Origin of the sequence: Victivallis vadensis (assembly GCF_003096415.1) — a bacterium.
Classification (GTDB): Bacteria; Verrucomicrobiota; Lentisphaeria; order Victivallales; family Victivallaceae; genus Victivallis; species Victivallis vadensis.
In genome coordinates this window covers 109,376-135,454 of the sequence record NZ_QEKH01000005.1, presented here as the reverse complement: position 1 = coordinate 135,454, position 26,079 = coordinate 109,376, and the positions used below count along the sequence as shown (strand labels likewise).

Annotated in this window: 18 protein-coding genes; 11 read left to right on the top strand and 7 right to left on the bottom strand. The window is 61.8% G+C overall.

Annotation, left to right across the window (positions count from 1 at the left end; translation table 11 throughout):
* Window positions 1-540 precede the first annotated feature (540 nt).
* The 5 genes from C8D82_RS04560 to C8D82_RS04540 all read left to right on the top strand — a co-directional run bounded on the left by C8D82_RS04560 (window position 541) and on the right by C8D82_RS04540 (window position 3,275).
* On the top strand, window positions 541-936 hold the full coding sequence (locus tag C8D82_RS04560; protein WP_116883089.1) for a Fur family transcriptional regulator: 396 nt from the start codon (window positions 541-543) through the stop codon (window positions 934-936).
* A gap of 12 nt (window positions 937-948) precedes the next feature.
* Window positions 949-1,329, top strand: coding sequence for a desulfoferrodoxin (locus C8D82_RS04555; RefSeq protein WP_116883088.1), 381 nt, complete (start codon window positions 949-951; stop codon window positions 1,327-1,329).
* A 150-nt stretch (window positions 1,330-1,479) separates the two neighbouring features.
* A complete protein-coding gene (locus C8D82_RS04550; RefSeq protein ID WP_116883087.1) occupies window positions 1,480-2,694 on the top strand; it encodes an FprA family A-type flavoprotein in 1,215 nt (404 codons plus the stop codon).
* A 22-nt stretch (window positions 2,695-2,716) separates the two neighbouring features.
* Window positions 2,717-2,878 (top strand): rubredoxin, encoded by a 162-nt coding sequence (gene rd, locus C8D82_RS04545; protein ID WP_116883117.1) that lies wholly within the window; start codon window positions 2,717-2,719, stop codon window positions 2,876-2,878.
* Between the two features lie 28 nt (window positions 2,879-2,906).
* Entirely contained in the window at window positions 2,907-3,275 is a 369-nt protein-coding gene (locus C8D82_RS04540; RefSeq protein ID WP_116883086.1) for a DUF3192 domain-containing protein, read from the top strand.
* A 743-nt stretch (window positions 3,276-4,018) separates the two neighbouring features.
* Here the strand turns inward: C8D82_RS04540 and C8D82_RS04535 are convergent.
* From C8D82_RS04535 to C8D82_RS04510, 6 genes are all read right to left on the bottom strand, one after another.
* Window positions 4,019-6,013 (bottom strand): hypothetical protein, encoded by a 1,995-nt coding sequence (locus C8D82_RS04535; RefSeq protein WP_116883085.1) that lies wholly within the window; start codon window positions 6,011-6,013, stop codon window positions 4,019-4,021.
* Between the two features lie 23 nt (window positions 6,014-6,036).
* Complete coding sequence (locus tag C8D82_RS04530) at window positions 6,037-6,723, bottom strand: prepilin-type N-terminal cleavage/methylation domain-containing protein (RefSeq protein ID WP_116883084.1); 687 nt, start codon at window positions 6,721-6,723, stop codon at window positions 6,037-6,039.
* A 268-nt stretch (window positions 6,724-6,991) separates the two neighbouring features.
* Window positions 6,992-8,095, bottom strand: coding sequence for a substrate-binding domain-containing protein (locus tag C8D82_RS04525; protein ID WP_116883083.1), 1,104 nt, complete (start codon window positions 8,093-8,095; stop codon window positions 6,992-6,994).
* A 166-nt stretch (window positions 8,096-8,261) separates the two neighbouring features.
* The gene (locus C8D82_RS04520; protein ID WP_165832826.1) at window positions 8,262-11,357 is read right to left on the bottom strand and encodes a beta-galactosidase; all 3,096 of its coding nucleotides are present in this window, start codon (window positions 11,355-11,357) and stop codon (window positions 8,262-8,264) included.
* Window positions 11,358-11,374: 17 nt separating this feature from the next.
* Complete coding sequence (locus tag C8D82_RS22070; protein WP_116883081.1) at window positions 11,375-12,061, bottom strand: prepilin-type N-terminal cleavage/methylation domain-containing protein; 687 nt, start codon at window positions 12,059-12,061, stop codon at window positions 11,375-11,377.
* 10 nt (window positions 12,062-12,071) lie between these two features.
* On the bottom strand, window positions 12,072-13,064 hold the full coding sequence (locus tag C8D82_RS04510) for a LacI family DNA-binding transcriptional regulator (protein WP_116883080.1): 993 nt from the start codon (window positions 13,062-13,064) through the stop codon (window positions 12,072-12,074).
* 211 nt (window positions 13,065-13,275) lie between these two features.
* On the opposite strand from C8D82_RS04510, the gene C8D82_RS04505 reads away from it, so the two are divergent.
* A complete protein-coding gene (locus C8D82_RS04505; protein WP_116883079.1) occupies window positions 13,276-15,333 on the top strand; it encodes a peptidase U32 family protein in 2,058 nt (685 codons plus the stop codon).
* 8 nt (window positions 15,334-15,341) lie between these two features.
* Here the strand turns inward: C8D82_RS04505 and C8D82_RS04500 are convergent, their stop codons facing one another.
* Entirely contained in the window at window positions 15,342-16,715 is a 1,374-nt protein-coding gene (locus tag C8D82_RS04500; protein ID WP_116883078.1) for an MFS transporter, read from the bottom strand.
* A gap of 204 nt (window positions 16,716-16,919) precedes the next feature.
* Between C8D82_RS04500 and C8D82_RS04495 the strand changes: the two genes are divergently transcribed.
* The 5 genes from C8D82_RS04495 (at window position 16,920) to C8D82_RS04475 (ending at window position 25,918) form a co-directional block, all read left to right on the top strand.
* On the top strand, window positions 16,920-18,002 hold the full coding sequence (locus C8D82_RS04495; protein ID WP_165832825.1) for a GntR family transcriptional regulator: 1,083 nt from the start codon (window positions 16,920-16,922) through the stop codon (window positions 18,000-18,002).
* A gap of 213 nt (window positions 18,003-18,215) precedes the next feature.
* Window positions 18,216-19,478: a hypothetical protein gene (locus tag C8D82_RS04490; RefSeq protein ID WP_133245057.1), complete on the top strand. Its 1,263-nt coding sequence runs from the start codon at window positions 18,216-18,218 to the stop codon at window positions 19,476-19,478.
* A gap of 28 nt (window positions 19,479-19,506) precedes the next feature.
* A complete protein-coding gene (locus C8D82_RS04485; protein ID WP_116883075.1) occupies window positions 19,507-20,211 on the top strand; it encodes a prepilin-type N-terminal cleavage/methylation domain-containing protein in 705 nt (234 codons plus the stop codon).
* Window positions 20,212-20,267: 56 nt separating this feature from the next.
* On the top strand, window positions 20,268-22,838 hold the full coding sequence (locus tag C8D82_RS04480) for a beta-galactosidase trimerization domain-containing protein (RefSeq protein WP_116883074.1): 2,571 nt from the start codon (window positions 20,268-20,270) through the stop codon (window positions 22,836-22,838).
* Complete coding sequence (locus C8D82_RS04475) at window positions 22,835-25,918, top strand: hypothetical protein (protein WP_116883073.1); 3,084 nt, start codon at window positions 22,835-22,837, stop codon at window positions 25,916-25,918. Before C8D82_RS04480 ends, C8D82_RS04475 begins: the two co-directional genes overlap by 4 nt.
* Window positions 25,919-26,079 lie beyond the last annotated feature (161 nt).

The window sequence follows — 26,079 nt, the reverse complement described above, 5'->3', positions numbered from 1 at the left end:
TACTTTACGCTGATTTCAGCTCAAAATCCGGATTTTTTCCGAACAAATTCCTTCAATTCCGGTCGGGTTTTTGCGCTATCTTCTGCAATTACGCATACAATGCGGCACTTACGAAAAATCCGGCCGGGATCGCCCGAAGTTATCAACAACTTATTAACAACCACGCCTCTCTTTGCCCGGGGCGCAACACTACACAATTTAGTCTGGATACTGCAATATTTCAAATGGAAAAAACCATCTTTTTAACAAAAAAAATGCGAAATGCCTCTTGACAAAAAGCGGGATATGAGGTATGCGCGAACGGAAATTTATCAAAGGTTTTTTGGCTTTTGCTTTTCCGGGACTTGACAACTCCGCGATTTGATTTATAGTTATTACTATGAATGAGGAATTTTGAGGATTGCGATTGCCGTGCAGGCAGCCTCTGCTGTTTTCGTTAAGATTCGTGGAACCGTCCCTTGAAAGGTATGGTTTCGCGGCTATATTAATGAGTAATAATAATGATTATCAATTAATAATGGCGAAATCGGAGAGTGGAGTATGAACCGTACCGCACAGCGGGATGCTATTTTGAAACAGCTGCGGGCTGTGAAGACCCATCCCACCGCAGACGAATTGTACGCCGGATTGCGTGTGAATATGCCGCAGATCAGTCTCGGCACGGTATACCGCAATCTTGAGCAGATGTCCCAGGCCGGTCTGATCCGGAAGCTGGAGACCGCCGGCAAGCAGAAGCGTTTTGACGGCGATATTTCGGAGCATTTCCATATGCGCTGCCGGGTTTGCGGCGCGGTTGTGGATATTGAGAGTGAAAAGCTCAGGGGATTGAGTGCGATGATCAGGAAATTGCTGCCGGAACTCGGCTGCGATTCCTTTAATCTGGAATTGAGCGGCTGCTGCGGCGGCTGCAAAGAAGAAACCATGGTGACAAACTGAGGAGGAGAAACTATGAGTACGAAAGCGATGGAAGTTTACAAGTGCGATCTCTGCGGCATGATCGTGGAGGTGTTCAAAGCGGGCAGCTGTCCGCCGTCCTGCTGCGGGCAGACCATGACGCTGCAGACTGAGAATACGGTCGACGCCGCCAGGGAAAAGCACGTGCCGGTGGTCGAAGTGCAGGGCTCGGGAATTCTGGTCAAAGTCGGTTCGGTGCCGCATCCGATGGAGCCGGATCATTATATCGAGTGGATCGAAGTGATCAACGGCGCCTACGTGAACCGTTATCAGCTGAAGCCGGGGGAACCGCCGCAGGCGGCGTTCTACGTGCCGATGCAGCCCGGTCTGGTCGTGCGCGCCTATTGCAATAAGCACGGCCTCTGGAAGAACTGAGCTTTTTCCGGGCATTATTTTTGAAAAAATACGCCGGACTGGGTTTGAAGAGACCGGTTCCGGCGTTATATTTCATTAAAAAACAAGAATCCGTCGGCCGGTTTCCGGCCGATGTTCTGGAAGCACAGAGTTTAGCTACGAGGTGAGTGAATGCAGGATTTCTTTAAAGCGGAAAAGGTCGCCGATAACGTCTACTGGGTCGGCGCCGTCGATTGGAACGTACGCAATTTTCACGGTTATAAAACCGGGCGCGGCAGCACCTATAACGCTTTTCTGGTGATCGATGAGAAGGTGACTTTGATCGACACGGTCAAAGCGCCGTTTCTGCATGAGATGCTGGCGCGGATCAGTTCTGTGATCGACCCGTCCAAAATCGACTATATCGTGTCAAACCACTCCGAGCCGGATCACTCCGGGGCGCTGGCCATGACCATCGAGGCCGTGAAGCCGGAAAAGGTTTTCGCTTCCCCGATGGGCGAAAAGGCGCTGAAGGCCTATTACGGCGATCTCGGCGTCACCGTGGTCAAAACCGGGGAGTCGATCAGCCTCGGCAAATCGGCGGTCTCCTTCGTCGAAACCAAGATGCTGCATTGGCCGGACAGCATGGTCACGTATCTGGACAGCGCGAAGATGCTCTTTTCGCAGGATGCGTTCGGCATGCATCTGGCGGGCAGCAGACTGTGGGCCGACGAATACGACCGATCCGTGCTGGAGCATGAGGCGCGGAAGTATTTCGCGAATATCCTGAACCTTCAGGCCGCAAAGGTACTGGATCTGCTGAAGGCGCTGCCGACGTTGAATCTCGATATCCGGACGGTGGCGCCGGACCACGGTCCGCTGTGGCGCCGCCCGGAAGACATCAAGTGGATTCTCGACCTCTATTTCGACTGCGCGACGCAGGCGCCGCGCCCGTATGCGCTGGTCGCTTATTCGACCATGTGGCACTCGACGGAGAAGCTGGCCAACACGATCGCCGACGGCATCCGTTCGACCGGCGTGGAAGTCAAGGTGGCGGATCTCGCGGTCAACGACCGCAGCGCGATCATGACCGACGTGGCGAAGGCCGGCGCGGTTGCCTTCGGCGCGCCGACGATGAACAATCAGATGTTCCCGGCGATGGCGGATGTGCTGACCTATGTGAAGGGGCTGCGGCCGCAGAACAAGATCGGTCTTGCGTTCGGTTCGTTCGGCTGGAGCGGCGAGGGAGCCAAACAGATTGCCGCCGAATTGACCGCGATGGGAATCGAGCAGCCGGTCGAGCCTTTCTTTCAGGTGAAGTACATGCCGACTGAAGCGGATTTGCAGAAAGCCTTCGATTGCGGAGTGAAGCTGGGTCAGGAACTCCTGGCCCGGATCGGTAAATAAAACCAGAAAAGGAGAAATGAAAATGAAGAAGTATGTATGTGATGTCTGCGGCTACGTGTATGATCCCGCCGTCGGCGATCCGGACAACGGCGTCGCTCCCGGCACCGCCTTTGAAGACATTCCGGATACCTGGGTCTGCCCGGAATGCGGAGCGGGCAAGGACAGTTTCTCGGTGCAGGACTGACGTAATTCGCCCACTTTGAGGATTGACGATGAAGATTTGGAAAAAGGCGGCGCTCGGGCTGTTCGCCGCGGCGGCATGCATGGCGCTTCTGGCCGGATGCAGGACGCCGTGGGGCGAAATCAGCGACAACGTCGATAATTCGAAGCAGCTTCGGGTCGGAATGACCAAGGAGCAGGTGCTTCAGGTGATGGGAGAGCCGCTCACGGATGAATCCTATTGCCAGCCGGATGTCTGGTTCTATTATTGGAATACGATCTGGCACGACGGGCTTGTCACTGAGGATGAGTGCATTCCGCTGGTGTTCAAAGACGGAAAGCTGGCCGGATGGGGAAATCCCTTCTACACCAGATTCCGCATCGAACGGCGCACCACCACCAAATCCATCGACGATCGTTAAAACAAAAAATCCCCGGTAGTCTCAACTTCCGGGGATTTTTTATGCCTCGCCGCTGCGTTATTCGGGGATTTCGCCTTTGGCGACCAAGGCGCTTCGCCCTTGGAACCCGACCGGCAAGGTGCCGGTGCCGGGTACTTAGAGCCGGGAAAACCGTTCCGGTTTCCCCTCCGGGAGGGGGAGGCTCCGGTAGAGACAGGCATGGTTGTACAGGAGCGGCACACCGCTTCGGTCGGCGCAAAGCCCGCTTTTTTGCGGGCTTTAGGCACTCCCTGCGCCTGCTGCCGCCGGAGGTCACGCTCGGAACCTCCAGATGCTGACCGGATGATGTGAAATTACACTCATGGAGGCTGAACTCTACCTGTCCTTTCATACAGGTAAAGTTTAGTAAGGCTCGTATTCAAAGATATGCTTGCCTGTGATATGGCAATTGCATTGTTGCCTGACCTTGTCTTACCTATGCGAAAGATCAGCTCTCAACAGCCTCCATCATGGTATCTGTCTATTACCTATCAGCATCTGGAGGTTCTGCGCGTGACCTCCGGCGGCAGCAGGCGCAGGGAGTGCCGCTCCTGTACAACCATGCCTGTCTCCATCAGGGCTCCCCCACCCGGAGGGGAAACCGGAACGGTTTTCCCGGCTCTCAAGTATTCGGCACCGGCACCTTGCCGGTCGGGGTGCAGGGGCGAAGCGCCCTGCTCGCTCCAAAGGAGTGAAATTCCCGATACCGGATGGGTGAGAGGGGATTATTTGAGCACCACCAGATTGTAAAAACTTGGATCATACGGGCGGCTGCCGAGGCCGCCGCCCCAGTGCAGGAAGCCCTTGCGCCCTGCGCCGTCGTTGTCGTTCACCAGGATGGAGAAGAGGAAGCTCCTGCCGGGCCGCAGCTCGCCCGCGCCGAGACTGGAGGCGGGAATGGTCAGGCGATAGGTGTGCCAACGCGCCGTTCCCTCGCGTTTTCCCTCGCGCACCGTGATTTTCACATCCGTGGCGATTCCCGGCCGGCGTCCGGCGAATGGGGTTCGCCAACAGGCTTCCGGGCCGTGGCCGGTCAGGGCGAAATCCAGTTCGACCCGTTCGAGCGGGGAACCGCCTTCGCGGTCGAAATGGAAGCCGGTCTGGATTCCGTCGCTGCCCCAGCCGCGTTCGGCGCTGGGGGCGAGGCGGAAGTGGTCGTCCACCGTCCGCACGGTCAGATAGAGGTGGTCGCGGTCGTAATGGAATTCAAAGGCGGCGTCGAGGTCCTTGTCGCCCTGATAACCGGGATCGGCAAATTTGAAGTAATTGCCCCGTTTCGGCAGCGATACGGCGGCGGCTTTCTCGCCTTTCGGCACCGCGACTGCGATATCGGGCGGAAGCCGGTAGTCGCTTCTTCCCGCTGGAGGAGCGGGGCGTTCAACCGTTCCGGCCAGCCTGACATCGGTGAAATCACCGGTCATCAGAAGCGGCATTTCGTCGATGGTGATCTCCCGGCGCGCCGGATCGAACTTCGCTTTGCGGTCGGCAACCCAGTCGCGCCTGCCCCACGCCAGCGGCTGCGGCGGCTGACCGGGACGGCGCATTTTAAAGGTTCCGGTGCTGCCGGGGCCCTTTTCCCAGACGAGCCCGGAGCGGCGGCCGCCGGTGCTCCACATCGCCTGCGTTTCCCTGCCGTCGTGGCGGAACCGCAGTATCCAGACCGACGGATCGCCCGTATCGAGCCGGCCGAGAAATTCGCCTTTGCGGACGAGGGGGGCCAGGTCGCGCATCACGGCGGCCGCCGGTTTGGGCGTGCCGTCGGCGTTGAACAGCCCGAAATTGTGTTCCCGTTCCGTGATGTCCCAGCCGTCGTCCTGCAGATCGTACCACCATAACCCCCGCAGGTTCGGTACCGTGCGTGCCAGCAGCATCAGCCGCGCAAGGTAGACGGCGCACTCTCCGGCGGTGCGTCCGTGGGGGCCGGTGAAGGAGGGATAACCCATTTCGGTGACGAAAACGGGCTTGCTGTCGCCGTTGTTGTATTTCCTGATCATTTCATCCAGTTTCAGCATGCGCCGCTGCCATGCCTCGGGAGTGGCGGCTTCCCCGCGCTGCTGAAAGTTGTAGGTGTGAATGGAGAGGATGTCGCAGTGATCGGCTATGCCGAGCTGCAGCAGCTTTTCAAAGTATTCGTCGCCGGTGCAGACCGAGCCGGAGACGACCGTCGCGTCGGGATCGGCCTGCTTCAGCGCAGGGTAGGCGGCTTTCAGGAGGTTGATATAGCTTTCGGCATCGCCCCGGCCGCGTTTGGCGGGGTTCATGCCGCAGCCGCCGTCCCATTCGTTCCAGACCTGATAGAACGGAACGCCCCGGCCGCGCAAGCCGGCCGCGACCTGTCCGGCGTAGCGGGCGTAAGCTGCCACCGCCTCGGCGCTGCGCGGATAACTGCCGCCATCGTAGAAGTGGTTGTTGTAGGCGAGGATTCCCAGCACCGGGAGCCCGTTGGCTCTGGCCGTGTCGGCGATGCGCCGGAAAAGGCTTGGAGCGGTCACGATGCCGCGCCGCCGTTCCGCGAGCTTCCACGGCAGGTCCTCCCGGATGGCGTTCAGGTTGCAATCCCGGGCCAGCTTGAGATTGACGTCGAGTATCCCCTTGTCCTGCGTGAAGTGGACGGTCGCGCCGAGCAGGAACTCCTCCGCCTCCGCCGCCCGGCCCGTGAACGGCACGATGGCGGCGGCCAGGAGCAGGGCGGATGTGTATTGCCGGATTGTGGTCGTCATCGAATTTTCTCCTGATTGTTCGGTTATCGGATCACATAGTTGAATTCCGCGTCCGCGGTGATTTCGACGGGACTCCAGTGCCCGACGTGGTTGTCGCCGAAAAGCACATTCGCGCGGCCGTTGTGGCGGATGCCGATCCCCTTCGCGGTGCCGGAGGTCAGCAACTGCCCCGAACCGGTCGGGATGAAGTAGACTTCATCGTAGCTGCTCTGAACCACCGCCACGGCGGAGTCGGCTCCCAGCAGCGTTTTACTGTCCACATATTGCTCCCGGCGGGAGTAGAATACCTCGCCGGTCTTGGAGGAAGTCACTCCCGCCCCCTTCCAGGCGGCCGATCCCTGCTGCAGCCCGTAGCTGTTGGTGCCGTCCGCCGCCGCCCGCCCGGCGGGAAGGGTGTCCGCCGGACAGTTGGCGAAGTTCCGTTTGCCGGTTCCGGGCGGCTCCATGTAGCCCAGCTCGCCGAGCAGGTTCCACCAGGTCCGGCGCCAGGCCGCCGTCGGATATTGGGCCTTTGCCGGCATCACCCAGCCGCCGTGATCCGCGGAATACTGGGTGAACAGAAGGCCGCACTGTTTCAGGTTGCTGACACATGAAATGCTTCGCGCCTTGTCCCGCGCCTTGTTGAGGGCCGGCAGCAGCATCGCCGCCAGAATCGCGATGATTGCTATTACCACAAGCAACTCAATCAAGGTAAAAATATATCTTTTCATTTTTTCCCTCCGTCGTCCATCATATCTGGTTTGTTGATCATAAAGGCTACGGTTCCAATCTGATGTTATGTTTGCTTACCCGGCCCGATGCCGTCCAAGGTCAGCCTTGGAGTGCGGAGCCCGAAAGGCTTGCTCCCGCTGAGCGGGAGTAAGCTTCATCTCCGCTTTCAAGTCTCGCGTGATCATGTAATGATACATAAATTTCATTTACCTTTCCATGCCATTATAGTTTATTATGGCTGATGTAAGCAGCAATGGAAACATCTGCTTACAAAAATTCCCGGATTTTCCTGACCGAACCCCGGTCGAACAGGCGGGGGGCCAGTTCGAGCACGGCGGGAGCGCACCTGCCGTGAATGCGGTCGAGCAGGTGATGCACCATACACTCGGCCAGCTCGGTGAAGTCGACGCCGACCGCCGTCAGCGGCGGATTGCTCCGGTCAAGCTGCGTCAGGTTGTCGATGACGATGCAGCTGAGGTCGCCGGGGATGTTGAGGCCATGAGCGTGCAGCGCCTCAAGGACGCCCGGAGCGGCTCCGGCGGTGTCGATCAGGAGGCCGGTGAAATCGCAGGGGGCGCGGTTCAGCCGGGCGTCCAGCAGTTCCGCCGCGCACTCGGGAGGATATTCGCCGTTTTCGGCGTGGCAGTCCAGCATTTCCACCGCCGCGCCGCCAAAGGCGGCTTCCTGCCGGAAGCTGTCGGCCCGCCGGCGCGAGCATTGGCGGGGGGGCATGCTGCGGATCATCGCGAGACGCCGGTGTCCGCGTTCGAGGAAGTGCCGCGCGGCGAGGATGCCGTTCATGTATTCCTGCTGGGTCAGGTAGCTGATGCGGTCGTTTTCGAAGCCGTCGCCGCAGAGCAGGACCGGCGGGCGAAGCGTCAGCAGCCACCGGTACTCCCGCTCGCTCCAGTTGCGGGTGGCGCCGCCGAGGATCACCGCGTCGGCCGCTTCCAGGGAACACCCGGTAAAGTCGTTGCGCTGATAATCATAGGGATGCGGCAGCAGCCGGAAAGCGCCGGTGCGTTCTTCCTGCTCCCGGAGCGCCCGCAGCCAGTCGGCGTGGAAGGCGCTCGGATAGTCGTGGTGGAAAAACAGGATCACCGGCTTGCGCTCCCGCGCGGAAAGGCGGCTGAAGGAGCCGATCCGTTCGCGCAGCTCCAGCGCCCCTTCCGCCCGCAGAAGCTCCAGTGCGGCCATGACCACGCGCAGATTGGCGCCGAACCGCTTCCGGATTTCGCCGTGACTCAGGAAGCGCCGCCCCGCGGGATAGAGTTCCAGCTCCGCGCGCAGCCGCTTCGCGAGCGCCGCCGCCTGTTCTCCGACCGGCTTTCCCATCTTACCGGAACCGGGTTCCGGCGGTGGTGAGCTCATATTCTCCGGCAGACGGCACGGAACGGCGGAAATTCATATCACTCATAATCGGCTCCCTCGCGGTTGTAAAACGGTTTCCGGCATTTATGATACACGCCGTCCGCCCCGCTGTCAAGGAGACCTTGGGAAAGAAGGGCGGCGAAATCCGTCCGCCGGAAGCGCCGGTTTACGGGCGGGCAACCTCGATCAGCCGGACTTCAAAGGGGGCGAGTTCAAATTCCCCGTCGAGTGCGGCATCGGCATGGTTCCAGAGGTCCTTGCCGGTGATCCGCAGCGGTGTCCGGCCGTCCCGCAGCCGGACTTTCTGGACTTTGCCCTTCAGGTTGACGATCGACAAATACTGCGGAGTGCCGTCCGGGGCAGCCGGCAGGCGGCATTCGACCTCGCGGTTCGGAGTGGAACCGCTCCATGCGACCGGCCCGGACATCAGGGCCGCGTCCCCCTCCCAGCCGGGAACCGTGACGACCGTTCCCTTGCCATAGCGGGCGACTCCGGCGGCGGTCACGGCTTTGCGGAAACCGGCGGGCAGGTCGAGCTTTCCGCCGCTGTAGTCGGACCATTCTCCCGGCGCCTGCAGATAAAGCGTGCCGCCGCCGGCAACCCACGCCGCGAACGTCCGGGCGGTCTCCGCCGGGATATGGCGGATCGAACCGGCGGCGACGAGTTTCACCTTGGCCAGATTTTCCGGCGTGACGGTCTGCGGGTACAGGAAACGGACGCCGGAGGGATTGATCCTGAGCCGGTCGTAGGCGGCGTTGAGCAAAGCCGGATACTCCTTTTCACGCAGCAGCTGGTCGTTTTTGTCGTAGTAGAGCCGCACCGCGCCGCCGTCGAGCTGTCGGAACCGGACCAGAACCGGATATAGCATGCGCAGCTTGAGGGAAGTCCGGCCGATCGCGTTCAGGGCGACCGGATAGCGGGAGAAGGATTCGGCGTGCCCGTACCCTTTGCTGTCCCACTGTGCGCGCTGGCCGCGCCAGATGTTGCCGGATTGCAGCCCGCGGCTGACTCCCTGGAACATCCGCATCGCGAGGAACGGCGCGTCGGAGGTGTGTTCCGCGCGGATGAAGTGCCATTCGTGGTTGGTGACCGGATAGCCGGGAAAGAGGCTCCTCAGGTGATCCAGCCACAGCTCGTTGGCGGAGTCCGAACCCGCGACGTTCTGTCCGAGTGCGATGTTGTCCGCCTCGTCGAGCATCTCGTATCCGAGGTTGCCCATCAGCTTGACCCAGACCTGCTTGCCGGGCAGCGCGTCGAGCAGCCGGTCCTTCAGGAAGCCGTAGAAAAGGCTGACTTCGCGGCTCAGGTATTCGGCCCAGTCCACCCGGGCCTGCGGGGGAGCCTGCGGCGAAAGCGCGTCGCGGAGCGTCACATCGCCGACGGCGGCGTACCGCGTCCCCCACGCCCGGTTCAACGCGGCGGCGGTCTGGTACTTCTCTTGCAGGCGGCCGATGAAACCGCGCTCAAACTCCTTTGAACCGGATTTGACGGTGTAGCTGGGTTCGTTGGCGGTGCCGAGGCTGACCAGGTGCGGTTTTTCCAGCAGGAACGGGAGGATGTTGCCGTACATGCGGCGGAACGCCTCCTTCGCCTCCGGGGCCAGTACGTTCCAGTCGAAGTTGTTGTGCCCGGCGTAGGGGCTGCGCGCGTTTTTGAGGTCGCCGGGGATGTGCTTGCAGTAGTGCGAGGAGAGCAGCAGATTGGCGGCCAGTTTGTTGGCGTGGCTGCGTTCCAGATAGTAGTTGAGGCGGGCGGCCTCTCCCCGGAAACTCCGGGGCGCGCCGTGGATCAGGTCGGGATGCGTTTTCAGTTCCATGTTCTTTTTCGCGTCGAAGTTCAGCCAGCGGTCCATGTCGGTCTCGACCACCAGCGAATTGAAGCCGAGTTTCGCGGCGTATTCGCTCCAGTCGAGTGCGGGCATTCCGGTCAGCGGTCCGATCAGCAGGATCGGCTTGCCGTGCTGGGTGATCACTCCGTCGCGGACGGCGAGGGGAGCCGCCGGGTCGTAAGGCGCGAGAGGCGGTTCACGGAGCGTCCCGGCGCGGTATGCGGCCAGCTCCGCTTCGAGCGTGTCGAGCAGACGTTCCACATCGGCCAGCTCGGCGAGGGCGATGCCGAACTCTTTCTGCCGGTTGAAGTCGTCGGGGATGAAGTGGTTCAAGAACAGCTCCGCGGTGGTCCGGGTCACTTCGGGTAGCTGCGCGGCAACGCCGGATTCGCGCAATGAGCCCAGTTCGCCGGTCAGCGTGCCGAGGCGTGTCAGGAGCTGGCGGCGCTGCTTGTCCATCGCGGCGGCGGAAAAGAGCGTCAGCGGCATCGGTTCAGCGTTCTGCGCGATCACCTTGCCCGCCGCGTCGCGGATTGTGGTTTCCAGCCGGTAATCGCCGGGGGCGAACTGCTCCGCAAACCGGGGAATCCGGATCCGGAGCGTGGTGTACGGCGTTCCGAGCGTGACCGGCTGCGTGAAGCTCTTGTCGCCGCACCGGAGTTCCAGCGTCGCCTCCACGGTGCGTTCGACCGCCAGCTCAATGTTGTATTCGAGGTCGGCATCATCCGCCATTTCGAGCGAATGCGGGTTGATCAGGAAGCCGTTTTCGAGCGGCGCTCCGGTTTTCATGCGGGTCGACCACTCCGCCGTGGCCGGATGCGGCGCGGGCAGGAAGCGGATCGCGCCGATGATCATCGACAATTCCTGCTGGTGCGGGACCGCGTCGGCGCGGGCGTTGAAGTCGAAGCGGAGGCTGTCCACGGATTTGCGGCTTTTCTTGACCGGAATCCGCACCGTGTGCCAGCGGTTCGGCTCCAGATTCTTCACGACATCCGACCAGGAGCAGGGGAGCTGGCCGAATCCCTTCGAGGTGCCGAAGCGGGCGACCACACCGAACGGAAACTTCTGCAGCGGATAGATTTCAAACTCGATCTCATCCGCGCCGACGATGTTCAGCTCCGGCGAAAGCATCGACTGCCACGCGACCCAGCCGGGCGCTTTTGGATTCTTTTTGTCGATTTTCACCGAAAACATCAGCGCGCGCTGGCCGGGACGACCCGGCGCATCGACCTCGCTAACCCGCAGCCGGTGTCCGCCGGTGCTGCCGATCCTGGCCCAGTCGGCGGCGCTGCTCATGTCGAGCAGGTATTCGGGGTAGACTTTTTTCCCGCGCAGATATGCCGCTTTTTCGCTGACCTGCGTATCCACGGTCAGCCCGGCGGCGGAACAGATGCCGCACAACAGCAGTGCGGCGGCGATTCTGGTGACGGACATGTCAAAGGCTCCTTTGTTCAGTAACCGCAGGTCGAGAGGCGTTTCAGGATGGTCGTCGCGTTGGGAAACGAGGTGTTCTTTCCTTCCGCGATCATGCCGGCAAGCGTGGCGCCGCCGCCGATCGAACTCGAACCGTTCCGGTAGACGGCGATGTGGCCGTCGGCAAAGGCGACATTCCACTGCAGGCCGTGCGGCATGCTGTAAAGTTTGCTGTCGGTCGCGATATCGTACACCATCGCCAGCTTTTCCTTCTGCATGAAGCCGATGCGGGGCCGAAAGTTCCATTTTGAATTGGCCCATACCGGCAGGCTGTCGTATCCTGCGATGCGGTTGGAGGTGCGCGGCAGGTTTTTCACGGAATCATAGGTGCGGATTTTCTGGGCGGGACAGTAGAGCACGGCTTCATTCAGGTAGCCCTCGATCAGCAGCCCCAGGTTGGTGTAGGATTTCTTGTTGCCGGAGTTGCCGCGGTGGGTGTAGCGGCTGTTGGGAGGCGTCGCGCTCAGTGGAGAATTCGGCATGTATTCGCCGTTGTCGCCGCCGTAGGCGTGGATGCCGACCGCGATCTGCTTGAGGTTGTTCTTGCATTTGGTCATGATCACTTTTTCCCGCGCGCTGTTCAGCGCAGGCAGCAGCAACGCCGCCAGAATCGCGATGATCGCTACAACGACGAGCAGCTCAATCAATGTGAAATTTCGTTTCATGGTTTCTCCTTTATGCCGGAATGCCGGTTGAATTGCGGACGATCAGTTGCGGATGGATCACGCGGGGCTGGAGCGGCTGCGCTTCGCCGTCGAGCTTGCGCAGCAGTCCTTCGACGGTATATCGGGCGATCTCCCCGAATGGAATCTGGACCGAAGTGAGCAGCGGATAGACCGAAATCGCCTGCGGCGTGTCGTCGTAGCCGATCACGGAGAGCTGCTCCGGAATCCGCAGCCCCAGCGCATAGGCGCGCTGGTAGGCGCCGAGGGCCATCTGGTCGTTGGCGGCGAAAATCGCGGTGACTCCCTGTTCAAGCAGCTGCGCGGCGGCGCGGCGGCCGCCGTCGATGGTGTCGTCGCCGTCGGCGAACAAAGCCGGATCGGGAGTTTCCCCGATGGAGGCCAGAAAGCTCCGGCAGCCGTCCAGCACCGGATCGGCGGCGTTCATCCGCCGCCGCCGGGAGCTGATGCAGCCGATCCGGCGGTGGCCGAGGCCGCGCAGGTATTCAAACGCCTGCCGCGCCCCCTCCTCATAGTCGATGTACACCGGCGCGGAAGCCTGCCGCAGGTGTGTGACCAGCGGCAGCGACGGCGCGATCAGTTCCGCTTCGTCGGAAGAGAGCTGCGGCAGCATATTGATCACGCCGTCCACCATGCCGGACGCGAATTTTTCGAGCAGCCGCGTCCCCTTGGCCCGGTCAAGCCCGGCGATGCCGAGCACGATTTCATAGCCCCGGCTGCCGAGCTCCTGCTCCATGCCTTCGAGCAGGATGCCGGTGGCGGCGTTGCGGCACTGGTCCACCAGAATCCCGACCAGCCCGGTGCGGTTCTGTTTCATCGCCCCCGCGAAGTAGTTGGGGCGGTAGTTGAGTTCGCGGATCGCCCGGAGCACCCGGCCGCGCACCTCCTCGCCGACCGGACGGCGTCCGCTCAGCGTGTGCGAAACCGTGGTCACGGAAACCCCCGCCGCGCGGGCGACATCGGTAATTTTGGCTTTGGCCGGCATCTCTGTCTGACTCTCCTGAAAAATGTGATGCAAAATATTTGGCAAAACGTTTTGTCAATAATATTATACCAAAAACGAACGCCGATGTCAAGAGGGAAACGAAAAAAACAGCCGATATTTTTCCGTAATCGGGAAACGGCTTGCGGCGGGCCGGTTGCGGTGGTATGTTATCAGGGGAAAATCAACCGCAACGACAGGAGCCGTCCGCCGTATGGACAAACAATCTGCCGTGCCGGAGCTGCTGGCTCCCGCCGGAAATCTGGAAACCGCGCTGGCCGCATTCGACGCCGGAGCCGACGCCGTTTACGGCGGGCTCGCCAAATTCAACGCCCGCGAACGGGCCGCCAACTTTTCCGCCGCCGACCTCGGGCGGCTGCTTGATTATGCGCACAGCCGGGGACGCCGGGTCTACCTGACGTTCAACACGCTGCTGAAGGAGTCCGAACTCGGCGAGGCGGCGGAGTTTCTGGCGGAGCTGGCCAAACTCCGTCCCGACGCGCTGATCGTGCAGGACCTGGCGGTGATCCGGCTCTGCCGGAGTTACTTCCCCGAACTGGTGTTGCACGCCTCCACCCAGATGGGAATTCACAATTCGGCCGGAATCGCCGCCGCCGCCCGCCGGGGAATCGCGCGGGTGATCCTCGAACGGCAGGTCACGCTTGAGGAACTGCGTGCGATGGCTGAAAGTTCACCGGTGGAGCTGGAGGTGTTCGTGCACGGCTCGCTCTGCTGCTCGCTGTCGGGGCGCTGTCTGCTCTCCTCGGCGCTGGGCGGCTGGAGCGGCAACCGGGGCAAATGCAAACAGCCCTGCCGCCGCCGCTACCGGGCGGAAGGGGCGGAGGGCTTCCTGCTTTCGCCGCGTGACCTGTCGGCTGTTTCGCTGATCCCGGAATTCAGGCGGCTCGGCATCGCTTCGCTGAAGGTGGAGGGGCGGCTGCGTTCTCCCGACTACGTATGGAAGACCGTGCGCGCCTACCGGATGCTGCTGGACGGGCCGCCGGAGCCGGGGCCGGAGCTTGTCGCCGAAGCCGAACAGTTGCTCCGCTCCACCGCGACCCGGCGGCCTTCGCTCGGATTCTATGTGAAGCGGGAGTATCCGGCGCTGATCGACGCCGGGCGGCTCGGCGCATTCGGCAACGTGGTCGGGAGCGTGACGAAACGGGTCCGCAACGGGCTCTGTATCCATACCTCCGACCGGCTCCACCTCGGTGACCGGCTGCGGCTGGTGCCGCCGGACGGCGGGGAGGGGGAGAGCTTTACTTTGATCAATCTGGAAGTGCAGCGCAGACCGGCGGTGAAGGTGCGCGCCGATACCGACTGCTTTATTCCGGGCGACTTTCCGGCGCAGGCGGGTTTCCTGCTCTACAAGATCGGGGAGAACGGTTACGATTTCAGCCGTCAGGCCGCAAGCCTGCCCGCCGGGCGCTTTCCGGTGGCGGTGCGGCTGACGATTTCCGCTTCGGAGTGGCGCGGTGAAATCGCGGAACTGCCCGGCGAGGTGTGGAGCCGCCCGGTGGAGTTTCAGCCCGCGGAGCGCAAGCCCTTCGCCGCCGCCGAAGCCGAAACCGCTTTCGCCTCCGGCGTGCCGGAGCCGTGGAGCGCGGGCCGGGTCGAAGCCGCGGTGGCCGGTTCGTTTTTCGTGCCCGCCAGCGTGCTGAAGGAGCTGCGCCGGGAGTTCTGGAGCTGGGCGGCACAGCGGCTGAAGCTCGAAGAACGTCATTCCCACCTGGCGGAGGCGCTGGCCCGTTTTTACTTCGACTACCGGGCGCTGCCGGGTGCGGCGCCGGAACCGCCCGCGCCCGCGCCGGAATTCACGGTGTCGGCGTTCATCCCGGAGCGGGAGCTGGACGCTGCCCGGCAGACGATCCGCCGGGCGTGGGAGTCCGGCGTGCGCCGTTTCCGGATTGGCGGCATTCACGGCTTTGAACTGCTGAGGCCGTATCCGGGGGCGGAACTCGTCACGATGTTTCCGCTTCAGGTCCCGAACAGCATGGCGGCGTTGTTCCTGAAAGAGGAGGGGGCCGTCGCCGCCGAACCGGCCGTGGAGCTGGACCGCGACGCGCTGGAGCAATTGGAACGTAAATCGCCGCTGCCGCTGGAGCCGCACCGGGAACGGGTCCCGCTGCTGGTGACCCGCGCGCCGCTCCCCGCCGGCGGCTGGCGCGACGAGCGCGGCAACGGCTTTGAAGTGAAGTTCGACCCGGCGACCGGATTGACCGAGCTTTACTCCGCCGTCGCCGTCTCCTTCCTGCTGAACGACTGGAAGTAGGAAGCGGGTCAGTCAACGGCCGGACGGTTCTGCACCGTCGGGGCGACGTAGCCCCGGCGGCCGCCGCTGCGGCTCCAGTAGCGGTAGACCTTGAGCAGCGCGATCAGCCCGAGCGTGGTGAACAGCAGGTCCCAGATGAAGATGTACCGGTAGCCCAGAAAGTCGATGAAGACCCCGCCGCCGAAGTTCGCGAAGATCAGGAATACCGAGACCACCATCGCGTTGGCCGAGGAAAACTGGCCGTAGCTGGCGGCCGGCAGCAGCGACACGAACATCGGCAGTTTGCTGGCATTCTGGATCACATATACGATTGCGATCAGGATTGCGACGATGAAAAACGTGATGTAATCCTGCACGAAGAAGAAGCCGAAGAGATTGGCGGCGATCACCAGCATTGCGCCGGCGATATAGGTCCGCAGCGGATGGAGCCAGTCCACCAGGAAGCCCATCGGGATCAGCAGAAAGAAGGAGATCACCGCGTTGACGCTCATGATGTTGCCGTATTGTTCCAGAGAGAGCCCGAGTTCGTTTTTGGAAAAGAGCAGATTGAACATGGTGCGGCAGACGGTCGAGGCGTCGTTGCAGGCCATCGCGAGGAAGAACCAGCGGTAGAAGCTCAGGCTGAAGCACTCCCGGAAGTAGGTTTTGACCGGATTGCCTTTCGGCGGTTCCGGCGGCGGGTACTGTCCCTCCTTGACCAGCAGGCACATCAGGCCGAAGGCGGTCAGGTAGATCAGCGCCACGACGGTGAAGATCCAGGGCATGTGAAGGTCGGCGTGCTTGATGATGTAGCCGTTGAAGATGAAGCCGGCGACGGTGCCGACCATGCGGAACAGCGCCATGAAGCGCCCCATGAACTGTTTGGGCACCACGTCCGCGAAGATGTAGTAGAAGATCGAGGCCACGAACATGTTGAAGCATTGGAAGCCGACCGCGAATACGATGATGCAGCCGATGGTCACCGCCGCCGCCGACACGTTGCCGCCGAATACCGTCCGCTGCAGGAAAGTGCCGATCGCGTCGCTCCAGCCGAGCAGGATCAGGAACAGCGTCACGAAGGGACTCGCGAACAGCAAATAGGGGATGCGGCGGCCCCAGCGGGTGCGGGTTCGGTCGCTGCGGGTGCTGACGATCGGATTGATCACGAAATTCAGCGCGGCGGGAATGCTGCCGACCACCAGGCCGATCAGCCAGTTCGGGGCGTCATGGTTGTTCAGGAACAGCGGCAGCAGCGACGGGATCAGCATCTCCATCAGCGTGAAGCAGAAATCCCCCCACAGCATCCAGATGAAAAGATTAACCAGCCCGAACAGAGAATACTTCAACGTTCCGACCGTATAATAGGTCCGGCCGTTTTCCACGATCGTTCCGCCGCTGCTCATGATGTATCCCCCCCATCGTTATCGTAATAATACCCGGAGTCCATTTGAAAATTATTTATTGGACAATGTCCATTATACGATGAAAAAGAGAGAAAGTCAAGAGGAAAAACGAAAAAAATATAAAATAATTGGGCAATGTCCAAAATTGAGTTGACTTTTTCGGGAAAGGGGGTATTGTGTAATTGGAAAAAACAGGAGGTGAGGATGGCGACGCCGCGAAAAAACAATAAGACCAATGGAAGCCGCACCCAGCTGCGCGAGGAGATTCTGAACGGCCATTATCTGGCCGGCACCTATTTGCCTTCGGCGCGGGAGCTGGCGAAATCGCTGAATGTTTCCAAGAGCTCCGTGCACAATATCCTGAAGCTGCTGCAGGAGGAGGGGCTGATCCAGATCTATCCGAACTGCGGGGCGCTGGTGCTGGAAAACGGCGCGAGCCGGAATATGCTCAAGCGTTTTTTCGTGCGCCCTTCCGATTTCGGCACATTCCGCTATCTGCCGGTTTCCATGGAGCTGCTGGCCGGGATCGCGGCCGGGGCGGAAAAGAAAAACTGCGAGATGCTGGCTTCGTTTTCCGATTCCGGCCGGATGACCGACGAGATCATCGCCCACTGCATGAACGGCCTGATCCAGGGGATGATCTATCTGCAGTGCGACAACTTCGACGGGTTGATCGCGCCGCTGGAGAAGGCGGCGGTTCCGTATGTGATCGCCGCCGACAACCGGGGGCACGAGGGGGCGCTGCGCACCTATGTCGACTACCGCGCGGCGGCGCGTAACGCGGTGCGCTTCCTGATCGGCAGGGGGCACCGCCGGATCGGCATTGTGACCGGGGCGGTCCGGGATTATCTGTACGCCGAGATGCTGGCCGGATTCCGGGGGGCGCTGGCGGAGGAGGATGTGCCGCTGAATCCGGCCTGGGTGCTCTCCGGCCTCGGTTACGAGCAGAGCGCGGACCAGGTGGGCGTGCTGATGAACTTCCTGAAGCAGCCGGAGCTGCCGACCGCGATCTTCACGGTGCGCGACTACCGGGCCGGCTGGCTGTTCGAGGCCGCCGGAAGGCTCGGAATCGGGATTCCCGGGCAGCTTTCGGTGCTTTCTTTCGACAATCATTCATGGCGCGGTGCGGAAGTCTCCGGCCTGACGACGTTCGCGGAGCCGCTCCGGGAACAGGGCGAGACGGCGGTGGAGCTGCTGCGGCAGTGGGTCGCCTCCGGGAAACGCCCGGAATCCGTCGAGCTGAAACCGGAACTGGTCGAACGCGCCAGCGTGGCGGCGCTGCCGTAAAGCCGAAGCGCCCGGCCGTGGATCCCGGTGCGGATCGGCGTGCTTTCTGCTGTCGGAACTACGGTTGAACTGATATTTTTGGACACCGAACAAAAAATCAGAAAAAATCATCGGAATTTCGATTTGCCCTATTGACTTTTCAATCGGAATCGCGTATAATTGTAATCAGAAAATGGACAGTGTCCAAAATGTTGGAATAATGAAAGGGATCGCATGATGCGGATGATTCTGAAACTGATGCTTCTGCCGCTTCTCTGCCTGCCGGCGACGGGGACGGAAAGCTTTTTGGCTCCCGGCTTCGATTCGGGACGCGGGTTGCCGGAGGACCGGATCTATCCGCAGGGGCGGATTTTCCCGTTCTCCGGTTTCTCTCCGGCGGATACGGCGGCGATGAAGCAGGCCGGTTACACGATGGCCGGGCCGGTCTACAGCGAGTACCAGATCCGCAACCTGACTGCCGATGCGGAGCGCGAAGGGCTGTTTATGATCTACCCGGTCCAGCCGGAGGCGGACGGCGTCAGGCTGACCAAAAAACTGCTGGATGCGCCGGATTTCAATGCGAAGCCTTATTTGAAAAGCATCGCCGCACAGGTGAAGAAGAATGCGGTAAACCGGCGGATCGCGTGGTGGTATCTCGGGCCGGAGGAACTGCGGCCGTGGCGGAAGCGCGATATGGCTTTTCTGAAAGCGGCGGCTGAAACGATCCGCGAAAATGATCCGGAGCGGCGCCCGGTGTGGCTCTATCTGCCGAACCACTATACGAAAGAGCAGATGATTCCGTTCGCCGAAGCTCTCGGCGTGGTGGGCAAGGGAATGTATCCGACCCAGTTGAAAAAGGAGGATGAACGGGTCTGGTGCCGCTGGTCCGCCGAGAGTGAAGCGCAGGCGGTGGCGGAGACCGGTGCGAAGGCGGTTCCGATCGCGGTGCCGGAGATGTTCCGGCAGCCGGAAGCGAAGCATCTGGACATTCTGGAGAAGCTGGTGCGCCACGACGTATATCTGTCGCTGGTGTCGGGGGCGAAAGGCGTGGTGGTGTTCTCGCTGGCGAAGCGCCCCGGCTTCGACGCATACGACCGTTACTTCGACGCCTATGCGCAAATCGCGCGGGAGCTGGCCGGCGAAAAGAAGCTCGGGGAACTCTTCCTGTTCGGCAAACGGCTGGACCGGCTGAAGGTCGAGGTGGTCTCCGGTCCGGCGGCGGTCGCGGTCGATGTGGGGATCAACAACAAAAAGGACGTGCGCGAATACCCGTCCGTGGCATTCGCCGAGATCGGATACCGTGACCGGCGGACGCTGTTTCTGGTGAATTCGGCCCCGGAGGCCGCCGTGAAGGTGCGGGTTTCGGGACTGCCCGAGGGAAAAGTCGGGGTGGCCGACTTGATTTCCGGGCGGAATGCGGTTACTGTGGATCACGGCGGGTTCGAGGTTGAACTGCAGCCGTATGAAGTGAAATGCCTCCGATTTGTTGCCGAGTAAGAACAATCAAACCAGGGAGAGAAATGCCATGAAGAGAAGAAATTTCACCTTAATTGAGCTGCTCGTCGTGATCGCGATCATCGCGATTCTCGCCGGGATGCTGCTGCCGGCGCTGAACAACGCCCGGATGCGGGCCCGTGCGATCAACTGCGTCAGCAACCTGAAGCAGCTCAGCATGGGCGCGGTCGGATATATGGACGACAACCGGATGTACTTCCCGGCGGGCCAGAGCTACCAGCAGGGCGGCGCCAACAGCTACGCATGGAATTATGCGCTGTGGAAGGGAGCGTACATTCCGAAATTCAACAAGGTATTCTTCTGCCCGGATGCGATGCCGACCCAGACGGCGGCGGATGAGAATTCATGGCGCAAGACCTACGGTGGCGTCTACACCGCCGACCAGAAGCCGGTCAGCCTGGCGAAGTCCGATTACCAGAAGGTCGGCGCCTCCAGAATCGGAATGCTGGGATGCGCCCGGAATCCGGGGGACGCGGACAACAGCAACGCATTCCGCATGGTGACCAATGTGACCACGAACGGTTACGGGTATCCCTATCTGGTTCACAGCGGTCGCGGCAATATGGTGTTCTTCGACGGCCATGTCGGTTCGATCGACCACGGCGCGGCGAACTCCGGAGAACGCTGGATCAACTCGACCGGAGTCATTTCTCCGATTATCCGCATGATCCGCCCCGGCGCGATCATTCCCGATGAACTGACGCAGGGGGACTGAACGGGAGCCGATCCCGAAGCGGCCGCCTGCGACGATAAACCTCTGAGGTGGTAATTATGAAAGACGGCAATATCAAAATCATACAGACCAGCCGCCGACGCTGCTTTTTCCGGAATGAACAACCGCTGATGCGCTTCGATGTGATGAACTTCGAGCCGCACAACTTCCACAACTGCTCGCTGACGCTGGAAATCGCCGGAATCGGGATCGTCGGCCGCCGGGATATCCCGAAGCTGAACCACCATGTCGGCGATCTGGAGTTCCGGATCGATACGGCCCGCCTCTGCTGCGGCAGCCACCTGATGGCCGCGGTGCTGGAGTGCGGCGGGAATACGCTGGTCCGGCAGGAGTTCCTGATCGACGTGGTGCCCGCGCCGGAGCCGGACCGCATGGAGTTCTGGCACTGGCCGTCGACGGTTCACTACGATGCGCTGGAAGCCGGCGGGGAGACCGCCGAGCGCGAACTGGACAAGCTCGAAGCCCTCGGCGTGACCTGGAGCCAGTTCCGGGCCGGCTGGGCGGTCGAGCACCCGGACGGCGCGGTTGCGCTGATTGAAAAGGCGATGAAACGCGGCATCCAGCTGGGAATCCTGATCGAAAACACCGCCGGCGGAATTTTCCGGGCCGGGCCGGACGCCCCGGCGGAAGCGCACCGGATCAATCCCGACGGCTCGCGTTCGGAATTCCTGAATCCGTATCATCCTTATACGCAGGAAAAAGCCCGTTTCCTGATCCGGCGGCTGATGGCGCTTTTCGCGGAGTTTCCGGCCTGTTCGACGATGTTCATGAACAGCGAACTGGAGGACAAGCTCAAGCTGCCCTGCGATCCGGAGTCGGTGGCGCATCATGAAGCGGCGATGGGCGTGAAGCTCTCCCGGCTGCGTTCGCTGGAACGGGTGTTCGCGGAGAGCTATCCCGACATTCCCGAACTGGCCCCCGGGGTGGTTTCCGCTTCCGACCCGGAGCTGAAGTACGCCCGTTACTATTTCGAGGAGGGCGACGGCTGGACCCCGATCAACCGGCTGATGGCCGAAACCGCCCGGCAGGCGCGGCCCGACCTGGCGACGATTGCCGATCCGCTGCGGCTGGCGCCGCTGCCCGCGCGGTTCGACGGGCTGGGGACGGTCAGTTCGTGGACCTATACCAATCCTGACCCGAAGCTGACGCTTTTCGTCGAAACCCTCGCCGCCGCCGCCCGGCGGGGGAACCGGGAATTCATCCATACGATCACCCTGTGGAATTACGCCGGGACCTTGACGCCGTGCGGCAGCGACCGGTTCGCGCGGGAGTTTACGTTGCGCATGGGGCCGGACCGCTGGAAGGAGTGCGCGTGGATCAACTTCTCTCGCGGCCCGCAGGCGCTCGGTTGCTACTTCGGCAGTCCGATCGAAGCGTTCTTTGAAGGCGGCGACCCGGCGATTTTTTCACCGGCCACCGAATCCGCGATTGCGGAGTTCAACCGGGAGGTGCTTAAGCCTTTCGGCGCGTTGGCCCGCGCCACTTGCAATTTGCCGCGCCGGGCGGCGGTATTGGACTGTTTCACTTCGAGGGTGTACGGCCGGGTGCCGCGATCCCACGCGCACTACCAGAACTATCAGATTTACGACTTCTATACCATGATGAATATGGCGCAGATTCCCGCCGACGTGATCTTCGAGGAAGATGTGCTTGAGGATGCGCTGGAACGTTATGAGCTGCTGGCGCTGCCCGCCGCCGACACGCTGCCGGAGCCGGTTTACCGCCGGATCGTCGAATTTGCGCGGCGGGGCGGCACGGTGATCGCCGACCGCTGGCTCCGGGCGGAGGTGCCGGGGGTGATCCGGTTCGGCTTCGATTTCTCCTACCGGCGCAATGTGAACGCCAACGCGATCTGCCGGGGCAGTGATTTCGCGGTGGCCGACGACACCAATTTCCGCTCGGAGTGGGGCGGCGAAGTCGCGGTCGACGGCGTGACCGCGGACGAGGACCAGCGCCGCCTGGAAACGTTCGCCGCCGAGATGCGCGAACGGCTCGACGGCGTGGTGCGGCGTGACTTCGATTGTTCTTCGCCGCGCATCCTCTGCAATATGCGCACCGGCGGGCGGCTCCGCTATTTGTTCGCGGTCAACGACCGCCGCACCTGGGACGAACGTTCCGGCAAATACCGGGCGATGATGGAAAAAGGCGTGCCGGAGCATGGCGTCTGGAAAATCGGTCCCTTTGCACAGCCTCCCTTTGTCCGGGAGCTCCTGACCGGACAAACTCCGGATTGCCGGAGCGTGGGCGGCGGTTTCTATGAATTCAAGCTGGAGCTTCCGGCAGCCGGAGGCAGGATTATGGCGATCTCCGAAACGCCGCCGGGAGAGCTTGTACTCCGGGCGGCGCCGCTGCCGGAAGCTTTCAGTCTTGATCTTCGGATCAAAGATGGCGAGGATACCGTAAGGCCGGTCCGGCTTGACATTTACCGGCCCGATGGTATTTTGAGTGAATACAGCGGAGTGCGGCCGGTCCGGGACGGAGTGCTGTCGCTGACGGTTCCGCTGGCGGCGGGCGACCCCGAAGGGCCGTGGCGGATCGAAGCCGCCGACCTGGCCGGAAAAGGAATGTGTTCGATCATCTGGGAAAGAAAGAAGGAGACGGAGCGATGAAGCATCTTCCGTTATTATTGATCGGCTGCATCGCATTGGCGACGGCGGCGCGGGCGGATAAGATCAGCCGGTGGGTGCCGGTTTCGGGCGACTGGGAGCAGACGGACGGCGTCGTCGCCGAACTTTCCGACTCCGCCGACGCGGGAAACCGGCCGCTCTGGATCGTGGCTCCCGGCCCGGAAACTCCGGGAGGAGAGAGCTTTTCGGCGACCGTGACCACGCGGGACGGCGTCGGGGATGTGTTTCTCGCGATCCGCTGGCGGAACCGGGATAATTTCTACGCGCTCCGCTACGGTGACCCGCACCGGCAATTGGAGTTGTTCAAGGTGGTCGACGGGCGGGAGACGGTCCTGGCCAAAACCGAAGGCGCCGGAAAGGCTTCGCCGCAGCAGGCTCCGCTGACCCTGTCGCTCTCGGTGTCGGGGAATGAGCTTACCGCATCCGCCGGCGGAACCACTCTTACCGCCCATGCGGAGAATTTCGCCTCCGGCTCGGTTGCGCTCGGCGTCCGCTACCGTCAGGCGGCTTTCCGCGATATGGAGCTGCGGAAACTGCCGGTTCCGCCGCCTCCTGCCGCAGCGGCAGTGGTCCGCGAAGGGTGGCGCACCGTCTTCCTGAACGATGAAAAGGAGGCGCCGCTATTGTTTCAGGTGAAGAACAACTCCGGGACGGAGTGGAAAGGCATCGAATTCTCCTTCCGGTTCGACGATGCGTTTCCGCCGGAAATCCGCACGGTCGCGGCGCTGAAGCCGGGGGAGCAGAGCACCGTGACCGTCAACTTTCCGGCCGCTTCGCTGCGGGTCGGCGACTACCGCGCCGTCTACCGGCTGACCGATGCCGCGAAACAGGTGCTGGCTTCGGGCGAGCTCGACCTTTCCGTGGCTCCCGTGCCGCGCGCCGGGCGTTTCGAGATGATCCTGTGGGACGGGATCGACTCATATTTGGAACTGGAGCGGCTCGGCTTCACCGCATCGTCGGCGCCGTTCTTCTTCGTGTCGAAGTATGTGCAGGAAGCCGGCTATCTCGAATCGGTGGCCGCCGCCGTGCGCCGTGCCGACGCGGGGCTGAAGCACGGGGTGCGTTCGCTGCTCAAGGTGGATACCCGGCGCTACTGGGACAAGAAGAAATTCGACGCGATGATGATGAAGGATGCCAGAGGCGGCAATCAGCTCTCCGGCGACATCTGCCACAACCACCCTGAATACCGCGGCCATCTGGAGAAATCGGTCGAGGCGCTGGGCGAGGCGGTGCGGGATGCGAAATCCCCGGCTTATCTGCTTTTCGACTCCGAAACCGAAAACGAGGAGCGCAAACTTTATCAGTGCTTCCATCCCGCCTGTCTGGAGCAGGCGAAGCAGGCCGGTTTCGGGCAGCCTCCCGCCCATGTGAACCGCACCTGGGGCATGGTGGGCGTGTCGCTCGGGGCGCAGGCGAAGCAGGCGAAGGAGGGTGTGCTGCCGGCCTCCACGCCGGAGCTGGACTATATCAGGTGGTGGTGGCTGCACGGCTCCGGCTATGTCGACAGCCGTGCGCTGGCGGCGGAGCGGCTGAAGCGGTATCTGCCGAAAGCCCGCGCCTTCCACGACCCGATCCTGCGCAATCCGGCCTTTCTCGGACGGGATCGCGGCATGGATTTCGTGAGCCACTGGACCTACACCAATCCGTCGCCGCTCGGTTTGCTGGAAAACATCGATGAAATGCGCGCCGCCGTGGACGGCAGAAAGCCGGTGGTGCCGAATATCCAGCTCTTCTGGTATACCAACGAAGTGGTCGGCAAGCTTGAAAACGCCGCCGATCGGGCCAAAGCCGCCAAAGAGGCCGACTCCTTTGTGGAAGCGCGCGACGCGGTGCATTTCGGCCGTTTCGTGACGATTTCGCCGGACCATGTGCGTGAAGCGGTGTGGCTGGCGATGTCCCGCCCGGTCGATGCGATCATGCTCGACGGCGGCAGCAGCATCAGCACCACGCCGGGAACCTACGCGAACACCAATCCCGACACCGCCGAGGCGCTGGCGGCGGTGTCCGATACGCTGGTCAAGCCCTACGGGCCGATGCTCAAGGCGATGAACCGCGGCCCCGGCCGGGTGGCGGTGCTGCAGTCGGCGGCAAGTTCGCTCTACGGGCGCACCGGCAACTACGGGAACTCCAACAAGCTCTTCGCGGATGTGTACAACAGCATCCTATTCGCGCAGCTCCAGCCGGATATCCTGTTTGACGAATCCGCCGGGCAGTTGGAACGTTACGACGTGCTGATCGTGCCGGACACCCGCTTCCTGACCGGGAGCGTCCGGGACGCGGTGGTGAAATTCGCGGCAGGCAAGGGAAAGCTTGTGATCGTCGACCAGACCTTCGGGCTGAACGTGCCGGGCGCGATCAAGATGATGTTCCCCGTCACCGAAAAGCTGAGCGCGGCGGAGCAGCAGAAAAGCTGGATCGCCTCCGGCAGGAAACTGAAGGAACTGTTGCTTGCGAAGGGGTTCCGCTATCAGGTCTCCTCGCCGGCGGAGGATGTGATCCTGAGCCGCCGCATCGGGGACGGCGATCAGGCGCTTTTCGTGATCAACGATGCCCGCCGCGCCGGAACCTACGTCGGGCAATACGGCAAAGTGCTGGATGCGGGAGTGCCGCAGACGGTCGCCGTGGAGTTTGCCCCGGAGCTGCTCGCCGGGGGCAGGGCGGTCTACGATGTGCTGACCCGCCGCCTGCTGACGCCCGGAAAGGACGGCGGAATCGACGGCCTGTTCCTCGGCGCCGGCGCGGGACGGCTGCTCTATGTCGCACAGAGTGAAATCACCGGAATCCGCGTGCAGGCCGAGCCGGAAGTGAAGCGCGGCGAAGCGGCCCGGCTTCGGATCACCCTCCGGAGCCGGAAAGGGGCCGCCGGAACTCAGGCGGTCCGGCTGAAAGTAGCGGACAGCTCCGGCCGCCCCAACGCCCTTTCCGGGTACTACGCACTCAAAGACGGCGCATTGGAGCTGCCGCTGCCGATTGCCCGGAACGATGAGCCGGGCCACTGGCAGGTGACGGTTGAGGACCTGATCGCCGGACACACCGCCGAAACCGCCTTTCTGGTGAAATAAACCGCTGATTCGAGAAAGGCGACTGCAATACGCCGGGGCATTGGCCCCGGCTTTTTCTTTGCTGATTCGGAGAATTCGGAAAATTCGGAAAATTTTTTCCCGGCATCTTGACATTTGCGGTTTTCTTTGTCATAATATAAACTGTAATATATCTGTAATAT

Coding starts and splice junctions, on each gene's coding strand:
- C8D82_RS04560 (WP_116883089.1), top strand. CDS start 541: ATGAACCGTACCGCACAGCGGGATGCTATTTTGAAACAGCTGCGGGCT.
- C8D82_RS04555 (WP_116883088.1), top strand. CDS start 949: ATGAGTACGAAAGCGATGGAAGTTTACAAGTGCGATCTCTGCGGCATG.
- C8D82_RS04550 (WP_116883087.1), top strand. CDS start 1,480: ATGCAGGATTTCTTTAAAGCGGAAAAGGTCGCCGATAACGTCTACTGG.
- rd (WP_116883117.1), top strand. CDS start 2,717: ATGAAGAAGTATGTATGTGATGTCTGCGGCTACGTGTATGATCCCGCC.
- C8D82_RS04540 (WP_116883086.1), top strand. CDS start 2,907: ATGAAGATTTGGAAAAAGGCGGCGCTCGGGCTGTTCGCCGCGGCGGCA.
- C8D82_RS04535 (WP_116883085.1), bottom strand. CDS start 6,013: ATGACGACCACAATCCGGCAATACACATCCGCCCTGCTCCTGGCCGCC.
- C8D82_RS04530 (WP_116883084.1), bottom strand. CDS start 6,723: ATGAAAAGATATATTTTTACCTTGATTGAGTTGCTTGTGGTAATAGCA.
- C8D82_RS04525 (WP_116883083.1), bottom strand. CDS start 8,095: ATGAGCTCACCACCGCCGGAACCCGGTTCCGGTAAGATGGGAAAGCCG.
- C8D82_RS04520 (WP_165832826.1), bottom strand. CDS start 11,357: ATGTCCGTCACCAGAATCGCCGCCGCACTGCTGTTGTGCGGCATCTGT.
- C8D82_RS22070 (WP_116883081.1), bottom strand. CDS start 12,061: ATGAAACGAAATTTCACATTGATTGAGCTGCTCGTCGTTGTAGCGATC.
- C8D82_RS04510 (WP_116883080.1), bottom strand. CDS start 13,064: ATGCCGGCCAAAGCCAAAATTACCGATGTCGCCCGCGCGGCGGGGGTT.
- C8D82_RS04505 (WP_116883079.1), top strand. CDS start 13,276: ATGGACAAACAATCTGCCGTGCCGGAGCTGCTGGCTCCCGCCGGAAAT.
- C8D82_RS04500 (WP_116883078.1), bottom strand. CDS start 16,715: ATGAGCAGCGGCGGAACGATCGTGGAAAACGGCCGGACCTATTATACG.
- C8D82_RS04495 (WP_165832825.1), top strand. CDS start 16,920: ATGGCGACGCCGCGAAAAAACAATAAGACCAATGGAAGCCGCACCCAG.
- C8D82_RS04490 (WP_133245057.1), top strand. CDS start 18,216: ATGATGCGGATGATTCTGAAACTGATGCTTCTGCCGCTTCTCTGCCTG.
- C8D82_RS04485 (WP_116883075.1), top strand. CDS start 19,507: ATGAAGAGAAGAAATTTCACCTTAATTGAGCTGCTCGTCGTGATCGCG.
- C8D82_RS04480 (WP_116883074.1), top strand. CDS start 20,268: ATGAAAGACGGCAATATCAAAATCATACAGACCAGCCGCCGACGCTGC.
- C8D82_RS04475 (WP_116883073.1), top strand. CDS start 22,835: ATGAAGCATCTTCCGTTATTATTGATCGGCTGCATCGCATTGGCGACG.